17 protein-coding genes and 1 tRNA gene are annotated in these 15,882 nt (G+C 58.2%); 8 read left to right on the top strand and 10 right to left on the bottom strand.

What is annotated here, in order from left to right:
* Positions 1 to 176 precede the first annotated feature (176 nt).
* Positions 177 to 638, bottom strand: a complete 462-nt coding sequence (locus AC1DWG_RS04455; protein WP_477787311.1) for a hypothetical protein — start codon at positions 636 to 638, stop codon at positions 177 to 179.
* Positions 639 to 989: 351 nt separating this feature from the next.
* Here AC1DWG_RS04455 and AC1DWG_RS04450 point away from each other — a divergent pair, with 351 nt between their 5' ends.
* The 3 genes from AC1DWG_RS04450 (at position 990) to AC1DWG_RS04440 (ending at position 3,223) form a co-directional block, all read left to right on the top strand.
* The gene (locus tag AC1DWG_RS04450) at positions 990 to 2,078 is read left to right on the top strand and encodes an asparaginase (RefSeq protein WP_477763548.1); all 1,089 of its coding nucleotides are present in this window, start codon (positions 990 to 992) and stop codon (positions 2,076 to 2,078) included.
* 181 nt (positions 2,079 to 2,259) lie between these two features.
* Entirely contained in the window at positions 2,260 to 2,529 is a 270-nt protein-coding gene (locus AC1DWG_RS04445) for a DUF1654 domain-containing protein (RefSeq protein WP_477787310.1), read from the top strand.
* Between the two features lie 4 nt (positions 2,530 to 2,533).
* A complete protein-coding gene (locus AC1DWG_RS04440) occupies positions 2,534 to 3,223 on the top strand; it encodes an endonuclease (protein ID WP_477787309.1) in 690 nt (229 codons plus the stop codon).
* 87 nt (positions 3,224 to 3,310) lie between these two features.
* Here AC1DWG_RS04440 and AC1DWG_RS04435 read toward each other — a convergent pair whose 3' ends face one another.
* Entirely contained in the window at positions 3,311 to 3,676 is a 366-nt protein-coding gene (locus AC1DWG_RS04435) for an SPOR domain-containing protein (RefSeq protein WP_477756027.1), read from the bottom strand.
* Positions 3,677 to 3,926: 250 nt separating this feature from the next.
* On the opposite strand from AC1DWG_RS04435, the gene csrA reads away from it, so the two are divergent.
* Positions 3,927 to 4,118 (top strand): carbon storage regulator CsrA, encoded by a 192-nt coding sequence (gene csrA, locus AC1DWG_RS04430; protein ID WP_053161267.1) that lies wholly within the window; start codon positions 3,927 to 3,929, stop codon positions 4,116 to 4,118.
* A 184-nt stretch (positions 4,119 to 4,302) separates the two neighbouring features.
* Here the strand turns inward: csrA and AC1DWG_RS04425 are convergent, their stop codons facing one another.
* A complete protein-coding gene (locus AC1DWG_RS04425) occupies positions 4,303 to 4,758 on the bottom strand; it encodes a DUF2214 family protein (RefSeq protein ID WP_477787308.1) in 456 nt (151 codons plus the stop codon).
* 202 nt (positions 4,759 to 4,960) lie between these two features.
* On the opposite strand from AC1DWG_RS04425, the gene AC1DWG_RS04420 reads away from it, so the two are divergent.
* Positions 4,961 to 5,713, top strand: a complete 753-nt coding sequence (locus AC1DWG_RS04420) for a carbonic anhydrase (protein WP_477787307.1) — start codon at positions 4,961 to 4,963, stop codon at positions 5,711 to 5,713.
* 74 nt (positions 5,714 to 5,787) lie between these two features.
* Here the strand turns inward: AC1DWG_RS04420 and AC1DWG_RS04415 are convergent, their stop codons facing one another.
* Positions 5,788 to 5,982: a hypothetical protein gene (locus tag AC1DWG_RS04415; protein ID WP_477787306.1), complete on the bottom strand. Its 195-nt coding sequence runs from the start codon at positions 5,980 to 5,982 to the stop codon at positions 5,788 to 5,790.
* A 252-nt stretch (positions 5,983 to 6,234) separates the two neighbouring features.
* Here AC1DWG_RS04415 and AC1DWG_RS04410 point away from each other — a divergent pair, with 252 nt between their 5' ends.
* A complete protein-coding gene (locus AC1DWG_RS04410; protein ID WP_108217769.1) occupies positions 6,235 to 6,441 on the top strand; it encodes a hypothetical protein in 207 nt (68 codons plus the stop codon).
* 287 nt (positions 6,442 to 6,728) lie between these two features.
* On the opposite strand, the gene AC1DWG_RS04405 is transcribed toward AC1DWG_RS04410, so the two are convergent.
* Positions 6,729 to 7,385: a trypsin-like peptidase domain-containing protein gene (locus AC1DWG_RS04405; protein ID WP_477756023.1), complete on the bottom strand. Its 657-nt coding sequence runs from the start codon at positions 7,383 to 7,385 to the stop codon at positions 6,729 to 6,731.
* A gap of 332 nt (positions 7,386 to 7,717) precedes the next feature.
* Between AC1DWG_RS04405 and AC1DWG_RS04400 the strand changes: the two genes are divergently transcribed.
* Positions 7,718 to 8,113 carry a hypothetical protein gene (locus AC1DWG_RS04400; RefSeq protein WP_477787305.1) on the top strand — a complete coding sequence of 132 codons (396 nt, stop codon included), beginning with the start codon at positions 7,718 to 7,720 and terminating at the stop codon, positions 8,111 to 8,113.
* Between the two features lie 128 nt (positions 8,114 to 8,241).
* Here AC1DWG_RS04400 and AC1DWG_RS04395 read toward each other — a convergent pair.
* Positions 8,242 to 8,318: transfer RNA gene (locus tag AC1DWG_RS04395), tRNA-Val, on the bottom strand.
* Between the two features lie 184 nt (positions 8,319 to 8,502).
* On the opposite strand from AC1DWG_RS04395, the gene AC1DWG_RS04390 reads away from it, so the two are divergent.
* Positions 8,503 to 9,786: an NAD(P)/FAD-dependent oxidoreductase gene (locus AC1DWG_RS04390; RefSeq protein ID WP_477787304.1), complete on the top strand. Its 1,284-nt coding sequence runs from the start codon at positions 8,503 to 8,505 to the stop codon at positions 9,784 to 9,786.
* 104 nt (positions 9,787 to 9,890) lie between these two features.
* On the opposite strand, the gene AC1DWG_RS04385 is transcribed toward AC1DWG_RS04390, so the two are convergent.
* The 4 genes from AC1DWG_RS04385 to AC1DWG_RS04370 are packed head-to-tail and all read right to left on the bottom strand — an operon-like array spanning position 9,891 to position 15,468.
* Positions 9,891 to 10,862 (bottom strand): XdhC family protein, encoded by a 972-nt coding sequence (locus tag AC1DWG_RS04385; RefSeq protein WP_477787303.1) that lies wholly within the window; start codon positions 10,860 to 10,862, stop codon positions 9,891 to 9,893.
* A 1-nt stretch (position 10,863) separates the two neighbouring features.
* Positions 10,864 to 12,102 carry a c-type cytochrome gene (locus tag AC1DWG_RS04380; protein WP_477787302.1) on the bottom strand — a complete coding sequence of 413 codons (1,239 nt, stop codon included), beginning with the start codon at positions 12,100 to 12,102 and terminating at the stop codon, positions 10,864 to 10,866.
* A gap of 2 nt (positions 12,103 to 12,104) precedes the next feature.
* Positions 12,105 to 12,644: a (2Fe-2S)-binding protein gene (locus tag AC1DWG_RS04375; protein WP_007982256.1), complete on the bottom strand. Its 540-nt coding sequence runs from the start codon at positions 12,642 to 12,644 to the stop codon at positions 12,105 to 12,107.
* Positions 12,637 to 15,468, bottom strand: a complete 2,832-nt coding sequence (locus AC1DWG_RS04370) for a xanthine dehydrogenase family protein molybdopterin-binding subunit (protein WP_477787301.1) — start codon at positions 15,466 to 15,468, stop codon at positions 12,637 to 12,639. Before AC1DWG_RS04370 ends, AC1DWG_RS04375 begins: the two co-directional genes overlap by 8 nt.
* Between the last annotated feature and the right edge of the window lie 414 nt (positions 15,469 to 15,882).

Below are 15,882 nucleotides of genomic sequence, written 5' to 3'. Positions count from 1 at the left end.
TATGATTATTGTGAGCAACGCTTGCGCTGGCGTAAGCTTCACGGCCCACTGCGATGAAAAGCCATCACTGGAGCCGCGCAAACGTTTGCGTGAAGCAAACTATGCGAACCCTGCCGGTATTTGTCAACGACCTGAAAAGTGCTTTCAGAGATGTTCAGCGAAAAACGGCATCCCGTTCACGCCGTGGTGTTGACCACCGATCCCGTGCCAGAACCCTTGGCCAGCTCTTTGATCAGGCTCGCACTCACTTGCAGGATGGCGCCGTTGGTGTCGGCAACCTGCCCCTCAATGGCCGCTACCGCGGTGGTCTTGGCTTGCGGAGTCGGATAGGCCGCCGCCTGGGCTTGCGCCAGTTGCTGCTGTTGCTCGCGCAATTGCTGCTGAAGCTCCTTCAAGCGCTTGAGCAGGACCTTCACCGTAACGCTGGTGTTATCGCCGGTTTGCGATTCGGCCTGTGCGCCGGCACTTTCTTCCAGACCTACCGGGCCCGTTTTAACCTGGGTACCGTCGCCTTCCTTTGCACCCAGCGCTTGAGCAGCCGCATCCCCTGTCGCATCGCCTAAAGCACGAATGGTCGTCGCAGACTTTCCCCCGATGGTGATGCCCGCGGCATTTGGGAAGCCAATAGATAACGACATGTGAACTCCTGCAGAAAAAGACCCCTTGAAGGAGCATCGACCGACGCACGCGTTTCTTTAGTCGTTAACGACGATTTGAGGCGTTGAAGTCTTAAACAGAACTGCAATCCGTTTCGGAGAGCCGAACGCGAAAGTTAAACATGTTCGGTAATCCGGACGCCAAGACCCAAAACCGCCTCCGGACACAAACAGCAATACCGTTACAAATCATTAAGTTAAGCGTTTTTTTCGATTCAGAGTGTTGCTGGTACAGATCCTGCTCTTCCCCTCGCACCCCAGCGTTCAGATTCGCCTGGGGCGTATCTAGATGAACTTGCATCTGCACCACCTCACAACTAGAAGAGAAAAATAATGACATCTGCACTCAAGACCTTTGTTCCGGGCGCCTTGGCCCTCCTCCTGCTTCTGCCCACCGCCCTTCAGGCCAAAGAAGCCGAAACCCAACAGAAACTGGCCAACGTGGTGATCCTGGCCACCGGCGGCACCATTGCCGGCGCAGGGGCCAGCTCCGCCAACAGCGCAACCTATCAAGCGGCGAAAGTCGGCATCGAACAGTTGATCGCTGGCGTTCCTGAGCTGAGCCAACTGGCTAACGTTCGCGGCGAACAGGTCATGCAGATCGCCTCCGAAAGCATTACCAACGAAAACCTGCTGCAACTGGGTCGCCGCGTGGCTGAACTGGCCGACAGCAAAGACGTCGATGGCATCGTGATCACCCACGGCACCGACACCCTGGAAGAAACCGCGTACTTCCTGAACCTGGTGGAAAAAACCGAGAAGCCGATCATTGTCGTGGGCTCGATGCGCCCGGGCACCGCGATGTCCGCCGATGGCATGTTGAACCTGTACAACGCGGTGGCCGTGGCCGGCAGCAAAGACGCGCGGGGCAAAGGCGTGCTGGTGACCATGAACGATGAAATCCAGTCGGGTCGCGACGTCAGCAAGATGATCAATATCAAGACCGAAGCGTTTAAAAGCGCCTGGGGTCCGCTGGGCATGGTAGTAGAAGGCAAATCCTACTGGTTCCGCTTGCCAGCCAAGCGCCACACCATGGATTCCGAGTTCGACATCAAGACCATCAAGAGCCTGCCTGACGTCGAGATCGCCTATTCCTACGGCAACGTCAGCGATACCGCTTACAAGGCCCTGGCTCAATCCGGCGCCAAAGCCATCATCCACGCCGGCACTGGCAATGGCTCGGTATCGTCGCGGGTAGTTCCATCCCTGCAAGCCTTGCGCAAGGACGGCGTGCAGATCATTCGCTCCTCCCATGTCAACGCCGGTGGCTTTGTATTGCGCAACGCCGAACAGCCTGACGATAAATACGACTGGGTCGTGGCCCACGACCTGAACCCGCAAAAGGCCCGTATCCTGGCGATGGTCGCGCTGACCAAGACCAACGACAGCAAAGAGCTGCAGCGGATGTTCTGGGAATACTGATTCGCCCTCGCCCGACCGATCCGGTCGGGCACCCCATGCGCCATTCGCCAGCCTTGGCGAGTGGCTGCCGCTGGATCTGACAAAAAAACTCCCTTCGCCTTATGCCAAACGGAACAAATCGCTGTCAGACGATTTTCTTGATTTTTAAGCAGTTGCGAAATGGCCTACAGTTAAATACTGTATGCACGTACAGCTTAATAAGGATAATTCCGTGGACACCACCCCCTCCTCTCCTGACACCTATGTACGCATGGGCCTGCGCGTTCAGAAAATCATCAACTCTCCCACCGCACAAAAGGCCAGGGCAGCACTGATCTTCCGCCTTCCTGACGAGCCGGTGGATGAATGGGAACGCTTGCTGGAAGAAATCGACGAAAACGACAACGTCACCCTCGCCTATCGCGACGATGGCGGCGTGCAGATTTTCTGGGTTTTGCCGAAGGAAGACTGAGTCGATGAGTGCCCGCTGGTTTGCTTTGTTGTTCCTGTTTTTTGTCATGGGCGCGCAAGCCGACGCCCCGCGCACCTTCACCGAAGCGAAAAAGGTGGCGTGGAAGCTCTACGCGCCCCAATCCACCGAGTTTTACTGTGGCTGCAAGTACACCGGCAACCGGGTGAACCTTGCCGCCTGCGGTTACGTGCCACGTAAAAATGCCAAACGCGCATCCCGCATCGAATGGGAGCATATCGTTCCTGCCTGGCAGATCGGCCATCAACGCCAGTGCTGGCAAGAAGGTGGCCGCAAGAACTGCACCCGCTACGACCCGGTTTACCAAAAGGCCGAGTCCGATCTGCACAACCTGGTGCCCAGCATTGGCGAGGTCAATGGCGATCGCAGCAACTTCAGCTTCGGCTGGCTGCCCGAGCAGTCGGGGCAATATGGTTCCTGCCTGACCCAGGTCGACTTCAAGGCCAGGAAAGTCATGCCCCGCCCGTCCATCCGCGGCATGATCGCCCGAACGTACTTCTACATGAGCAAGCAGTATGGTTTACGTCTGTCGAAACGGGATCGGCAACTGTACGAAGCGTGGGACAAAACCTATCCGGTTCAGGCCTGGGAACGGCAACGCAACCAGAGCGTGGCGTGTGTCATGGGGCGCGGCAACGAGTTCGTCGGCCCGGTAGACATGAAGGCCTGCGGTTGAATCCAGGCGACACCTGAAACAAAAAAGGCCTCGGGACTAACCACCCGAGGCCTTTTTTTGTTTCTTCAACGTCTGCGCTACTGAATGTTATTGAGCGGCCGGACGCTCAAGCACCAGCAATTCGATGTTCTGTTTCTTCGCGCGAGTGAGCGCGGCACGGACTTCATCCTGTTTGGCTTCGGCCTCGGCTTTCGAATTGAACGGCCCCATCAGGATTCGTGTATTGCCATTTTCCTTGACGACGCTGGACATGAAGCTGTGCTCGATCAGCCAGCCACTCAAATCGCTGACCGCCTGAGGGGTTTCACCTCGCACTTCAAGATCCCATTGCGGGCCGGACACCGCCGCGGGTACGGCAGCCATGGCCGGTTCAGGCTTCGGCGCATCCACACTACTGCCCTCGCCACATCCCGCCAGCGCCAATATCGCGATTACCAAAACCATTTTGCGCACGGCGTTTCCCTCTAAATCCATAAAGCAGGGATTTTAACATCCATGAATACTTCGCGAGTGCCGTAAAATGGGCTCAAAACAACGAGAATGATGGTTGCGGCCTCTGTATAGTTACGCCTTGGGAATTAATGCCGCATCTGCACGTCAGAAAGAGGCACCCAAACCGCGAGACTTCGCACTAATCTATACGTACCACCGACCTCTGCACTGTCCGAATCAGGTGCCCCACAAAGCAATCAAGGAGAAGACCATGCTGATACTCACCCGCAAAGTCGGTGAAAGCATAAACATTGGTGATGACATTACGATCACCATCCTGGGCGTAAGCGGCCAGCAAGTCAGGATCGGCATCAACGCCCCGAAGGACGTTGCAGTGCATCGTGAAGAAATTTATCAGCGCATTCAGGCTGGCCTGACCGCCCCGGAAAAGCCGCAACCCTGAATCCTGTTGCAGTCAGTAGCCAGCCCGTTCAGTCCGGAATCACGGCTGGCTAAAGATTCGGCATTGCATCGCTTCCGCCTGCTTTCCACACAAGCCTCCAAGGTCCGATACTAGCGACAAGCTCAACGCTCTGGCTGTCAGACATTTCTGGTTCACCCCACGGAAGTACGCGCTAGCTGCGTGATCAACCAAACATCACGCCACGCGCCATACCAGTCGCCGCCACCACCATCAGCAGCACCAGCAGCGCCTCGACATGACTGATCCGCGCAAATAGCTTCGCGCGGCCCGTATCGATCGCCACTTTACGGGCAAGCGCTATCCGCCATTTGATCAGCGTCACCATTGGCGCAATCTCCAGCAGCAAGATCAGGACGAACAGCGTCATCTTCAGATGAAACAGCGGCTGATGCAGGTAATAGTCCGTGCCTTTCTCGTACCCGCCAAAGGCTCGCACCCCCCCGCTGACCAGCAAAACGACAGCTGAAATACCCCAGATATTGTCCGCCATCAGAACACTGCGCACTTGCGCGGCCCCATCGGCCAAACGCCGAAAAGCTGTGCCTCGAACCAACACAGCCCAAAATCCCAAGGCAAATGCCAAAAGATGAACCGCCGCTAGAAACCAGTGAGTCAGCATCGAGAAACTCCTGCCAGGTCGAAGTTGTATGAGCCTGTCAGTAGTAGCCCATGAAATGGCTGCTTGCACGGCATCTGCGGACATTGTCCGGAACACAAATGACAGACCGACTAGACTCCATTGCGCTGGTATTGAGTGTCCGTGACAGTACCAGCCCCAACGACAACTCACTCTCACCGCATTGAACTGAGTAAACAAAATCATGTGTGAATCATGTGATTCAAGCTCTGCTTCAAACACAACAGGCCGTCGTCGTTTTCTTCAACTTGCCGGATTGGGCGCAGGCGCCCTGCTGCTGACCGGCACACTGCCCGGCAAGCTCATCCAGGCAGCCGAAAAAGCGTCAGCCCCACCCAAACCTCAAAACGTAATCAGTCCCGATATGGCGCTGAAAAGACTGATGGAGGGCAATGAACGATATGTAAGCGGTACTTCCACTACACACGATTTCAAGGCTGAGCGAGAGGCCCTGGTGTCCGGTCAAAATCCGTTCGTGGCAGTACTGAGCTGCTCCGACTCGCGGATCGCCCCGGAATATGCGTTTGATACCGCGCGAGGCGATCTTTTCTCCATCCGCGTCGCGGGCAACTTCGTGACCCCGGAAGGCCTGGCCAGTCTTGAATACGGGGTTGCCGTACTGGGCGCACCGCTGATTCTCGTACTCGGTCATGAGAGCTGTGGCGCCATCGAGGCAGGCATCAAGGCCGTCAAGGAACAGACGATTTTCCCCGGCCATATCCCGAAACTGACGGACGCACTCAAGTCGGCAATCGAGACAGTGCTGAAGCAACCCGGGAGCTTGATGGAAAACGCCACCGCGCAAAACGTCAAAAACTCTGTCAACAGCCTGAAACAGGCCTCGCCATTGCTGACAGATGCCCAGAGCAAGGGCAAGTTGAAGATAGTGGGAGGCATTTATCGCCTGGCAAGCGGCAAGGTAGAGTTGATCGTTTGAACCGCAACACGCACATCGCCTGCATCGGAGCACAACCGCGCATCAAAGAGCCCAGCGCGATGGCTGGGCTCTGTTTATTTTCGATTTTCCATCATTTTGTCGGCGAGGGCTTTAGCCCTCTCGATCAACAGGTTCTGCCTGTCTTCGTGCGTAGCACCGCCCACAACCGGGGCAGTCAGATTGCTTTCCGCAATCAATGCAGTGCAGAAGTATTGATCCCAAACAGCCTTGTCCACAGATACCTGCTTGCTGATTTGATCGACGTTCATAGGCGGCTCCTTTCGATGAGGCAGCCCCACCAGTTTACGCCTGAATGGCAAAGAATCCGGACTATCATCCACAGTGGCCCGCCATTCGTCGCCTACGAAAACACAACGAAGAACTCACCCACATCCGCGGCTTGAGGATTGCTAAGATCGCGCGTAGCAGCGGCCGGAACGACATGATTCTGACGCAGTAGCCATTCAACCAATGCTTAAGGACTCCAGCGATACGCTTGGCCAGTCACCAGGAGATGTAACGTGTCAACGCTCAACGAAATCGCAATGAACCACGCAAGAATGGCCAGGGAAAAGGCAGCAGAATCGACCGAACCGAGCGAGCGGCAACTCCAGATTGTAGGAAGCATCGAGGTACCGTCCATTGAAGTACAGCAGAACATCCCACTGCACCTGATCGCGGGAGTGCAGGAGGGACATCTTGCCCATGCGACGGGTTTCGCGCTCTGACCTTTTATGAGGCAGGCGACACCCGGATCGATGTATCCAGCAACAGCTGCGCAGCGATCGGCATGCGGACGTATGCGTGGGGAGCCACCAGAGAACCAAATACCGGGACGCTCCTGCTCGAGATGCAGGCGTCTTCGCAAATCATGGCAAGGTCTGCTCTTGCTGGATGTATTGCAACCCGAGAAGCCTCGGTGAGCTCACCATGCAGGAGCTGCGAGCTGACCTTCCCATTCAAGAGTGACAGCAGAACCCGGCCGCCACGCCGCTTATTGATTGATAGCTAAAAGCTACTTCACGACATACCTCGTGCCGTGTGGATCGTTGAGTTTTGCCTGCAATATCCCCCACTCGCGCTGAATGATCGAGTAAGGAATAAAGATGCTGATCCTCTCAGCCTCCTTTACGCCGGAGTGAGTGCTCACATCGTTCAGAGTGGTTGAGTAGAAACCGATATTGATGCCAACAATACAGCCGTCACTGGTGAGGACCGGCCCACCCGACATGCCCTTGACCAGCGGGGCATCATGGATGGCATAGAGATCACCGCTGTGTTCGTCGGCATTGACGAAAGGCGTTTGATACACCTTGCCTTTCCCGGTAGTGGTCATGAGGTAAGGACTCGTCCCAACGGCAGTGATGCTCTCGCCCACACGCGGTGCGCGCCATGATGGGTAGCGGCCGCTGGCCTTGTGCTGGATGAAGACGAGATCGCAGCCTGTACTGCAGCTGTACTTCACGTTGGGGATGAACGGAGTGTGGCGGGTGGTTACCGCATAGTCATCGTTCCATTGCACGGCCGAGGCCACGTATAGATACGGTGCGGGAAACCCCGAGTGGACTAAAAAGTATGAATCATTGGCAGGACCCGAAAAGTCGGGTTTTACGATGCCGTTGCATCCTGCAGTTACAGCTCCAATTAAAAAGTAGGCCATGATCTTGATCATGATATATCACCGACTTAATTGGGAGAATGCGACTGTTTTTTGTTGTCATTATTTTGGCTTTTGTCGGATTGCAGTACTCCTCGCCGCTTGCTCTAGTTGGACGTTTTCTTACTTATGGCTGAGATTGTAATGACGCGTATGAATAAATCGTGCTAAGGCCAATCGCTTTTCGATCAACTTCAAAAGTTCAAATATTTGGCGCCTGAAAATTGTTAAAGACGAGAGAAAAAACCAGGCGTTGCTATCGACGCCTTCGTTAATGGCACCAACGATCATGGAAAGCGGCGCCTACCTGAATCAATCGCTATGCCCGTCACCCACAAGAGCGACAAGTGCAAGCGGTCGCGGTCGCAAGCGCAAGAACATTTACATCGGGCACCTATACAACAGGCAATTCGCCAATAGCAAACCCGGACCGTTTAAATATCGACGGAACGGATTTTAGCGGTAGTACCAAGTCAACTAACCTTTCTAAAGAGCAGTCATCCATAGACGGCAATCCAGACACTACCGGAGTTAAAGGCATGGTTATTCCTCACTGTTTTATTGATACGTCCAGGCACCAGGATATTAAGCCGTCACTGACAGGGTTAATGGTAAAAACATTGGAGCCTGGCTGCATGCGCTGTTATGTAGTGGGCACTACGAACATCACGATTGAATATCGGATGGTAACACCGGCTATAGGGGGGATCATGAGTATCGCCGTACAAACGACGGCGCAGTAACGCGAGGCAAGAGGCTTAGGCCTCCTGCTTTTAGCAGACCAGGAAAAATCTCATAAAATTTCAAACAACGAAAAAGGGCCCACCTTTCGGTGAGCCCTTCCAGACCGCCCAGCAGAGCGGATTTTGTTTGGTAGGCGCGATTGGACTCGAACCAACGACCCCCACCATGTCAAGGTGGTGCTCTAACCAACTGAGCTACGTGCCTGCTGTGAGGCGGCATTCTACGGAATTCCGGAGGGGTGTCAACACCTTTTTTCGAGCTAACCCTATGAATATGCAAAATATTTAATTTTGCCGGTGCAAAGAAGATTTTCCGGGTGGCTGGCGGGCGATTTTCAACTCGGGTACGATCGGCGCACTCGTAAAATATATTAAACAGAGGCTGCCGGATGGCTAACACTCCCTACCCCGAGTCCTACTACGCCGCATCGGCCAATGCGGTTCCGCCGCGCCCGGCGTTGCAGGATGATGTCGAGACCGATGTCTGTGTGATTGGCGCCGGTTATACGGGGTTGTCCTCTGCCCTGTTTCTGCTGGAGAGCGGCTTCAAGGTCACGGTGCTCGAAGCCGCCAAGGTGGGTTTCGGGGCGTCCGGGCGTAATGGTGGGCAGATCGTTAACAGCTATAGCCGCGATATCGATGTCATCGAGCGCACGGTCGGTCCCAAGCAGGCCCAGTTGCTGGGGCAGATGGCGTTCGAGGGTGGGCGAATCATTCGTGAGCGCGTCGCCAAATACAACATTCAGTGCGACTTGAAAGACGGTGGCGTGTTCGCCGCGATGACCGCCAGGCAAATAGGGCACCTCGAATCCCAGAAGCGCCTGTGGGAGCGTTTCGGGCACACCCAGCTTGAGCTGATGGATCAACGTCGCATCCGCGAGGTGGTTGCTTGCGATCAGTACATCGGCGGGATGCTCGACATGAGTGGCGGCCACATCCATCCGCTTAACCTGGCACTGGGTGAAGCGGCGGCGGTCGAGTCCCTGGGTGGCACGATTTACGAGCAGTCGCCCGCGGTGCGCATCGAGCGCGGCGCGAATCCGGTGGTGCACACGCCGCAGGGTAAGGTCCGGGCCAAATTCATCATCGTCGCCGGCAACGCTTATCTGGGCAATCTGGTGCCGGAACTGGCCGCCAAGTCGATGCCTTGCGGCACTCAAGTGATTACCACCGAGCCACTGGGCGAAGAACTGGCGAAGACCCTGCTGCCTCAGGACTACTGCGTTGAAGATTGCAATTACTTGCTCGACTACTACCGCCTCAGCGGCGACAAGCGTCTGATCTTCGGTGGCGGCGTGGTGTACGGCGCTCGGGATCCGGCGAACATCGAAGCGATCATTCGACCGAAGATGCTCAAGGCATTCCCGCAACTCAAGGACGTGAAAATAGATTACGCGTGGACCGGAAACTTCCTGCTGACCCTGTCGCGCCTGCCTCAGGTCGGACGCCTGGGCGACAACATCTACTATTCCCAGGGCTGCAGCGGCCATGGCGTGACTTACACGCATCTGGCGGGCAAGGTGCTGGCCGAAGCATTGCGCGGCCAGGCCGAGCGTTTCGATGCCTTTGCCGACCTGCCCCACTATCCGTTCCCCGGCGGACAAATGCTGCGTACCCCGTTCGCGGCGCTGGGCGCCTGGTATTACGGATTGCGCGACAAGTTCGGCGTGTAAGGATCTGTAGGAGCTGGCTTGCCAGCGAAAATGTTTCGCCAGCCAACATTGTTGTTGTCTAGACGTCTTTCGCTGGCAAGCCAGCTCCTACAGGGGGACGGTGGTTACAGCCGGTCCCGTGGGATACCGCTGCGAATCCGCAGGATGTCCGCCAGCACTGCCAGGGCGATCTCTGCTGGCGTCTTGCTGCCCAGGTTCAGCCCGATGGGCGCATGAATCCGCGCCAACTCGGCATCTCCCAGACCACCAATGCGCCGCAAGCGCTCGAAGCGCTTTTGCGAGGTCTGCAGGGAGCCCATCACACCGATGTAAAACGCCTCGGTGCGAACAGCCTCCATCATCGCCAGGTCATCGATACGTGGATCGTGGGTCAACGCCACCACCGCCGTGTCGCTGTGACAGCCGCCGTCAGCGATGAACATCGACGGCAGTTGACGGCGAATCTCCACGTTATCCAGCACGACGCCTTCCAGCACTTCGTCCCGCGGGTCACACAGAATCACCTCGAAGCCCAGGCCCACGGCAAACTCCGCACAGGCCTGGGCGACACTGGAATACCCCGCCAGCAGCAAGCGCTGGGCCGCGCCGACGCGCACGCGCACCCGGTCGATTTCACGCTCGATACGCACACCCTGCTCACGATCATCGAACAGGCTGCACGCACCGCTTTGCAGATCCACTTCGCGGATCAACCGCCGTCGGCCCAACAGCGCCGACTCAAGCTCGCACAGATGCGCTTGCACCTCGCAATCGGCATCCAGCTTCTCGACCAGCACATCCAGCACCCCGCCACACGGCAGGCTGACGCGCGAGCGTGGGTCGTTGTCTTCGCCGTAACGAACAACGCTGACCGGCTGCAGAAACGCGCCCTCGGCGACTCGCTCGAGAAAGTCCTCCTCGACACAACCACCGGACAGCGAGCCAATCCAGTGCCCCTGCGTGTTCACCGCCAGCAGCGAACCCGGTGCGCGCGGTGCCGAGCCATAAGTGGCCAGCACCGTACACAGCCAGATGCGCTGACCGGCCGCCGACCACTCCAGTGCCCGGCGTATCACTTGCAGATCGAGATGCTGCATGTCAGTGGGCCTTGTGCTCGAGCGGCGGCGCATCGGCCCGCAGCTTCTGCACGTCGTTCACCGCCAGATCATTCGGCTGACCGCCCCAGCCCTGACGCAGGTAGTTCAGCAGATCCGTGAGTTGCTCGTCGCTCAATTTCCCGGCGAACCCTGGCATCGGTTGCATGTGTTCGAAACCGGAGAACTTCTGCTCACCGATACCGTCGTCGATCACCCGCACCAGGTTGCGCGGATCTTCCAGGCGCAACGTGGTGTTGCCGCGCATGGCCACGGCAATGTGCGGCTTACCCTCGCCGCCCGGCGCATGGCAACCGGCGCAGACATTCAAATATTCCTGACGGCCGCGCTGGGCACTTGGGCTCAGCTTGTCCAACGGCACTTCGGTGAGCATTTTCGCCGCGGGCGGCTGATCGCCGAGCAGGAAGGTCGCCATCGCCGCCAGAACCGGATCGCTGAGGCCCTGGGTGCTGTTGTGGAACACCGGGAACATCTCGTTGAACATCGTGCCCTGGGCGCTCATGCCGTGCTTGAGGAACGAGCTCAGGTCCTGATGATTCCAGCCACGGGCCGCCAGGTCAGTGGCCAGCAGGCTCGGCGCCAGATAACCATTGAGAATGCCGCCGGTCATGCGCTTGTCCATCTGCATCGCACCAGGCAAGCCGCGCGGCGTATGGCATTCACCACAGTGACCCAGCACGTCGACCATGTACTGGCCACGCTTCCAGGCTTCGCTCTTGCCTTCGGCAGGCTCCAGCTTCACGTCCTTGCCGTACATCATGTTCCAGCCCATCAGGCCCAGGCGCACATTGAACGGGAAGCTCAGGCTGGTGACCGGCGCGGCGCGCTCGATCGGTTCGACGGTTTTCAGGTAGGCATGAATCGCGTCGGAATCTGCGCGCGGAATCAGGTGATACGAAGTGTACGGCATCGCCGGATACAGGTTGGCGCCATCACGGCGCTTGCCTGCGGTCAGCGCGGCGAAGAACTCGTCATCGTTGTACAAGCCGATGCCGTGCTCTTTGCTCGGGGTGATGTTGGTCCCGTAGATCGTGCCGAACGGCGAAACAATCGGCAGGCCGCCCGCGTACGGCGCACCACCCGGCGCAGTGTGGCAGGCCATGCAGTCGGCGGCGCGGGCGAGGTACTCGCCTTGCTTGACCTGCGCATCATCCGCGTGAGCTGCCACCACAGGCGCAGCCAGACCAACCGCCAACGCCAGGCGGCCAAGTAGAAGCTTCATGCTTAACCCTCCTTGACCAGGCCGAGATCGGTCAACACGTTGCGGGTGGCGCTGTAGTAGCGCACATACCCGGTGCAACGGCAGATGTGATGACCGAGGCTGTCCTCGATGACTTTTTCCAGCTGGCTTTTGACGATGGGCTGACGCTGCAGCTTTTCCACCAGCACGGTCGCGGCATTCACGAAGCCCGGCGCGCAATAGCTGCACTGGAAAGCGAATTCATCGACGAAGCGCTGCTGGATAGGGTTCAGCTCGGTGACCTTGCCCTGCTCGTCGCGGGTCGCATGGCCTTCGATGGTCCGAACCTTCTTGCCTTCGAAATAGTGTGCGCCAGTGATGCAGGTGCGCACTTCTTCGCTGGTGCCGTCGGGGTTGTCGACGATCACCACGCAGGCGTGGCAGATGCCCTGGCCGCAGCCCAGGCGCGAACCGGTGAGGTTCTTGTATTCGTGCAGGTAGTCGATCATCGGCAGGTCATCAGGGATGTCCACCGGGCCGACGGATTGACCGTTCAGGGTCAGTTGAAGCGGACGGTTAGCCATTGAGGGCCTCCTTGATGCGTGCAGAAGTGATAGGCAGGTCGCGGACACGTTTACCGATGGCATGGGCTACGGCGTTGCCGATGGCGCCGACCACCGGGATCATCACCACCTCAGCGATGCCCTTCGACGGGTCGCTTGGCGACAGTGGTGGCAGGATGTCCGCCGTCTGTTTCCACACCGCGACGTGACGCGCCATCGGCAGGCGGTAACGGTTGAAGTTCCAGTCACCCTCCCCCGGACCACCTTCGTACAACGGCATTTCCTCCATCAGCGCGTGGCCGATGCCCATGGCGATCCCGCCTTCGAGCTGGCCCCTGACCAGTTCTTCCACCAGCACCCGACCGCACTCGACCCACGAGTGATGGTTGAGTACCGACACTTCGTTCGAACCCTTGTTGACCTTCACTTCCACCAGCGTCGCGACCGGGCTGTAGTAAGTCACCGCCGCGTTGTTCAGCTGGGTCGCCGGGTAGGCGATGCCCTGCCGGTCCAGCAGATGGAACCCGGCACTGTTCATCTGCGCCTTCTTCGCCTTCGGTGCACCGTCGCCGTACTTCACGGCCAGGCCATCGAGCGGCAAGCGCTCACGTACGCCGTCGATGCTGAACTCGGCCTCGGCCCAGCTCCAGCGGTTGAAACCGTGCACGGTGGCGCCGCTTACCAGGCCACGCTCGTGAACGCGTTTGGCGAGCATGGCGAATGGCAGTGGCTCCATGCCGTTGGCCGTGAGCTTGCCGTCGACCCAATGGGCGTCTTCGCGGCGCACCACGTAAGGGTTGGCCTGACCGCCGTAAGGGCCTTGTCGCCAGATCTCCAGCGCCGCCGGCCACAGGCCGTGGTTGAACAGCACACGCGCCGCTTCGCGGGTGGCGTGGCTGAAGTAGTACGCCGAGTTGGTGGCCGACGAAGCCGAAGCGACCTTGCCGACCCAGCGTGGATTGCGCAGGAAATTGTCCTGCTCGGCCTGGCTCATGATGTACGGGTTGCCGCCACTGATCAGCTGCAACTCTTTCCATTCGGTTTCGCCAGTCTTCACTTCGTGCGCCGGGACACCGAGGAAATCGGCCACGACCATGGCCTGGGAGGTGGACATGCCGGTGCCGATTTCGATACCGATGTGGCGCAGGCTGATGCGACCTTCGGCGGTGAATTCAATGCTGGCCATCGGCGCTTCGGAACCGGTGCCGAAGTCTTTCTGGCAGATGGCGAAACCGACGCCGTACCAGTTGTCCGGATCGGCGGCTTCGCGTTGTTTCTTGATCGCGTCGCGGTTTTTCCAGGTGTCGTGGACGGCCGCCTTGTCGAGAATCTCGTGCAGGCGCAAGGCACCGGCCGGGATCGCGCCCTGGGTGTTTTTCATGCCCGAGCGCAATGCGTTCTTGCGGCGCAGCTCAATGGCATCGACACCGAGGCGACCGGCGATTTCATCGACCATCATCTCGGTCGCCGCCATGCTTTGCAGGGTGCCATAGCCACGCATCGACCCGGCTTCAACGGCGCGGGAGTGATAGGCCGTGACCTGCAGATCGTTCTGCGGCATGTAGTAGATCGATTGTGCTGCCGTGGCGCCCACCGCCGCCACCGACGGGCTGTAGTTGATTCGCCCGCCACCGTCGACGCTCATCTCGGAGCGGAAAATCTTGAAGCTGTGGTCGGTCTTGTCCACCGCCAATTGATAGCGAATGTCGAACGGGTGCCGTTTGATGCCGCTCTGGAACTGCTCGTAGCGATCGTTGGCCAGGCGCACCGGTACACCAGCGCCGTACAACGCTGCGAGAGCTGCGTAGTAGACGAAAATGTTGTGGTCTTTGGAGCCGTAACCGACAGTATAACCCGGGTGCATGTTCAGGTTGGCCAGGCCGAAACGCGACGGCGCGATCATCTTCGCGGTCTCGGTCGCGGCTTCCAGCGGGCATTGGGTAGCGACGACGAAATGCAGGGTCTTGGTCGCCGGGTCGTACCAGCCGTTGCCGTTGTCCGGCTCCAGGGCGGCCGGCTCGATCGACGGGGTCTTGTAGCGTTCGTCGAACACCAGCCAGTTGTCCGGCGGCGTATCGATCTGCTGCTTCATGCGCTCGGCGTAGAACAACCCACGCTCGGTCAGGTTGCCGTGCAGGTTCGGCTGGGCATTCCACACTGGACGGCGATTGCGCAGCATCGGGAACAGGATCGAATCCTTGAGGCTGGCGAACTCATCTTCGTCCGCCGAGGTCGCACCGCCGACGCGTACGTAGCGGAAGCTGCCGTAAGGATCGCCTTCGTAGAACGGCGCTATATCGCCGTAGCGGATTGCCTTGTCATTGAATTTGAGCTTGTTCTTGGCCTGACGGAAACGCTCGAAGTCGTTCCAGATCAGGATCGCCACCGGGTGACCGATGAACATTGGCACCTTGCCGGCCGGCAGCAGTGGGTCCGGGGCGTGCTCCTCTGGGAACACGATGCCGTCCTTGACCAGGTCTTCGGCGGTGACGATGCGGTCCGGCTGCAACTCGGCACCGAGCCATGAAAGGTCCAGACCCGCGTAGATACGGTCCGCCTTGATGGTTTTGAGCAGCATGGCGTGGCCTTGCTGCTGCGGCCAGCCCGGCATGTCCTTGGCGCGGATGTCGCGGGCAAAGACTTTGCTGCCGCAGACCTTGGACAAGGCATCGTTACGGGCGCGCGCCTTGCCGTTGTTGCCGAGCCACTGCTCGGACGGCACGGTCACGCTGTTTTCCATCAAGGCGGCCAGCGCCTGGCTGCTCAATGGCGTGAGCGTCACGCTCACGCCCGCTACCAGCCCGCCCTGAAGGAACGAGCGCCGGGATATATCACGGTTGGACATGGATCATCCTCTGGGCGGTCATGGGGTCCGCCCTTCTGGTTATGTACTGGAAATCTCGAGTCTTGCAGAAGCCCTTTTCGACGATGCAAAGGGCTGTTGTTGACAGTGCAAAGCTGACCGAAAGGTTAAGTTTATAGACTTATGACCTTACGGAAAACCAAAAACTGACCGACAAATCAAAAAAATGCGACTATTCAACGCAGCACGTTAACAGTAGCCATGAATCTCGGTAGCGCGAGGTCAGAGGCGCCGCTGAACGACGGCGTCGTCATCTCCAATCGGCCACTCATGCAAAGGGGCATGCAGAAAGGTCCGTTTGGAAAAAGGCGAGAGGAGAAAAACCTGAATTTCAGACACAAAAAACCCCGGTCTTTCGACCAGGGTCTTTGCTATCGACTCGAAGTAAACCAACGG

It is taken from the genome of Pseudomonas sp. P4_B3, assembly GCF_056402295.1.
This window is presented reverse-complemented; position numbering and strand designations above follow the sequence as displayed.

Coding starts and splice junctions, on each gene's coding strand:
- AC1DWG_RS04425 (WP_477787308.1), bottom strand. CDS start 4,758: ATGCTGACTCACTGGTTTCTAGCGGCGGTTCATCTTTTGGCATTTGCC.
- AC1DWG_RS04455 (WP_477787311.1), bottom strand. CDS start 638: ATGTCGTTATCTATTGGCTTCCCAAATGCCGCGGGCATCACCATCGGG.
- AC1DWG_RS04405 (WP_477756023.1), bottom strand. CDS start 7,385: ATGATCAAGATCATGGCCTACTTTTTAATTGGAGCTGTAACTGCAGGA.
- AC1DWG_RS04450 (WP_477763548.1), top strand. CDS start 990: ATGACATCTGCACTCAAGACCTTTGTTCCGGGCGCCTTGGCCCTCCTC.
- AC1DWG_RS04380 (WP_477787302.1), bottom strand. CDS start 12,102: ATGAAGCTTCTACTTGGCCGCCTGGCGTTGGCGGTTGGTCTGGCTGCG.
- AC1DWG_RS04390 (WP_477787304.1), top strand. CDS start 8,503: ATGGCTAACACTCCCTACCCCGAGTCCTACTACGCCGCATCGGCCAAT.
- AC1DWG_RS04440 (WP_477787309.1), top strand. CDS start 2,534: ATGAGTGCCCGCTGGTTTGCTTTGTTGTTCCTGTTTTTTGTCATGGGC.
- AC1DWG_RS04420 (WP_477787307.1), top strand. CDS start 4,961: ATGTGTGAATCATGTGATTCAAGCTCTGCTTCAAACACAACAGGCCGT.
- AC1DWG_RS04375 (WP_007982256.1), bottom strand. CDS start 12,644: ATGGCTAACCGTCCGCTTCAACTGACCCTGAACGGTCAATCCGTCGGC.
- AC1DWG_RS04445 (WP_477787310.1), top strand. CDS start 2,260: ATGCACGTACAGCTTAATAAGGATAATTCCGTGGACACCACCCCCTCC.
- AC1DWG_RS04415 (WP_477787306.1), bottom strand. CDS start 5,982: ATGAACGTCGATCAAATCAGCAAGCAGGTATCTGTGGACAAGGCTGTT.
- AC1DWG_RS04385 (WP_477787303.1), bottom strand. CDS start 10,862: ATGCAGCATCTCGATCTGCAAGTGATACGCCGGGCACTGGAGTGGTCG.
- AC1DWG_RS04370 (WP_477787301.1), bottom strand. CDS start 15,468: ATGTCCAACCGTGATATATCCCGGCGCTCGTTCCTTCAGGGCGGGCTG.
- csrA (WP_053161267.1), top strand. CDS start 3,927: ATGCTGATACTCACCCGCAAAGTCGGTGAAAGCATAAACATTGGTGAT.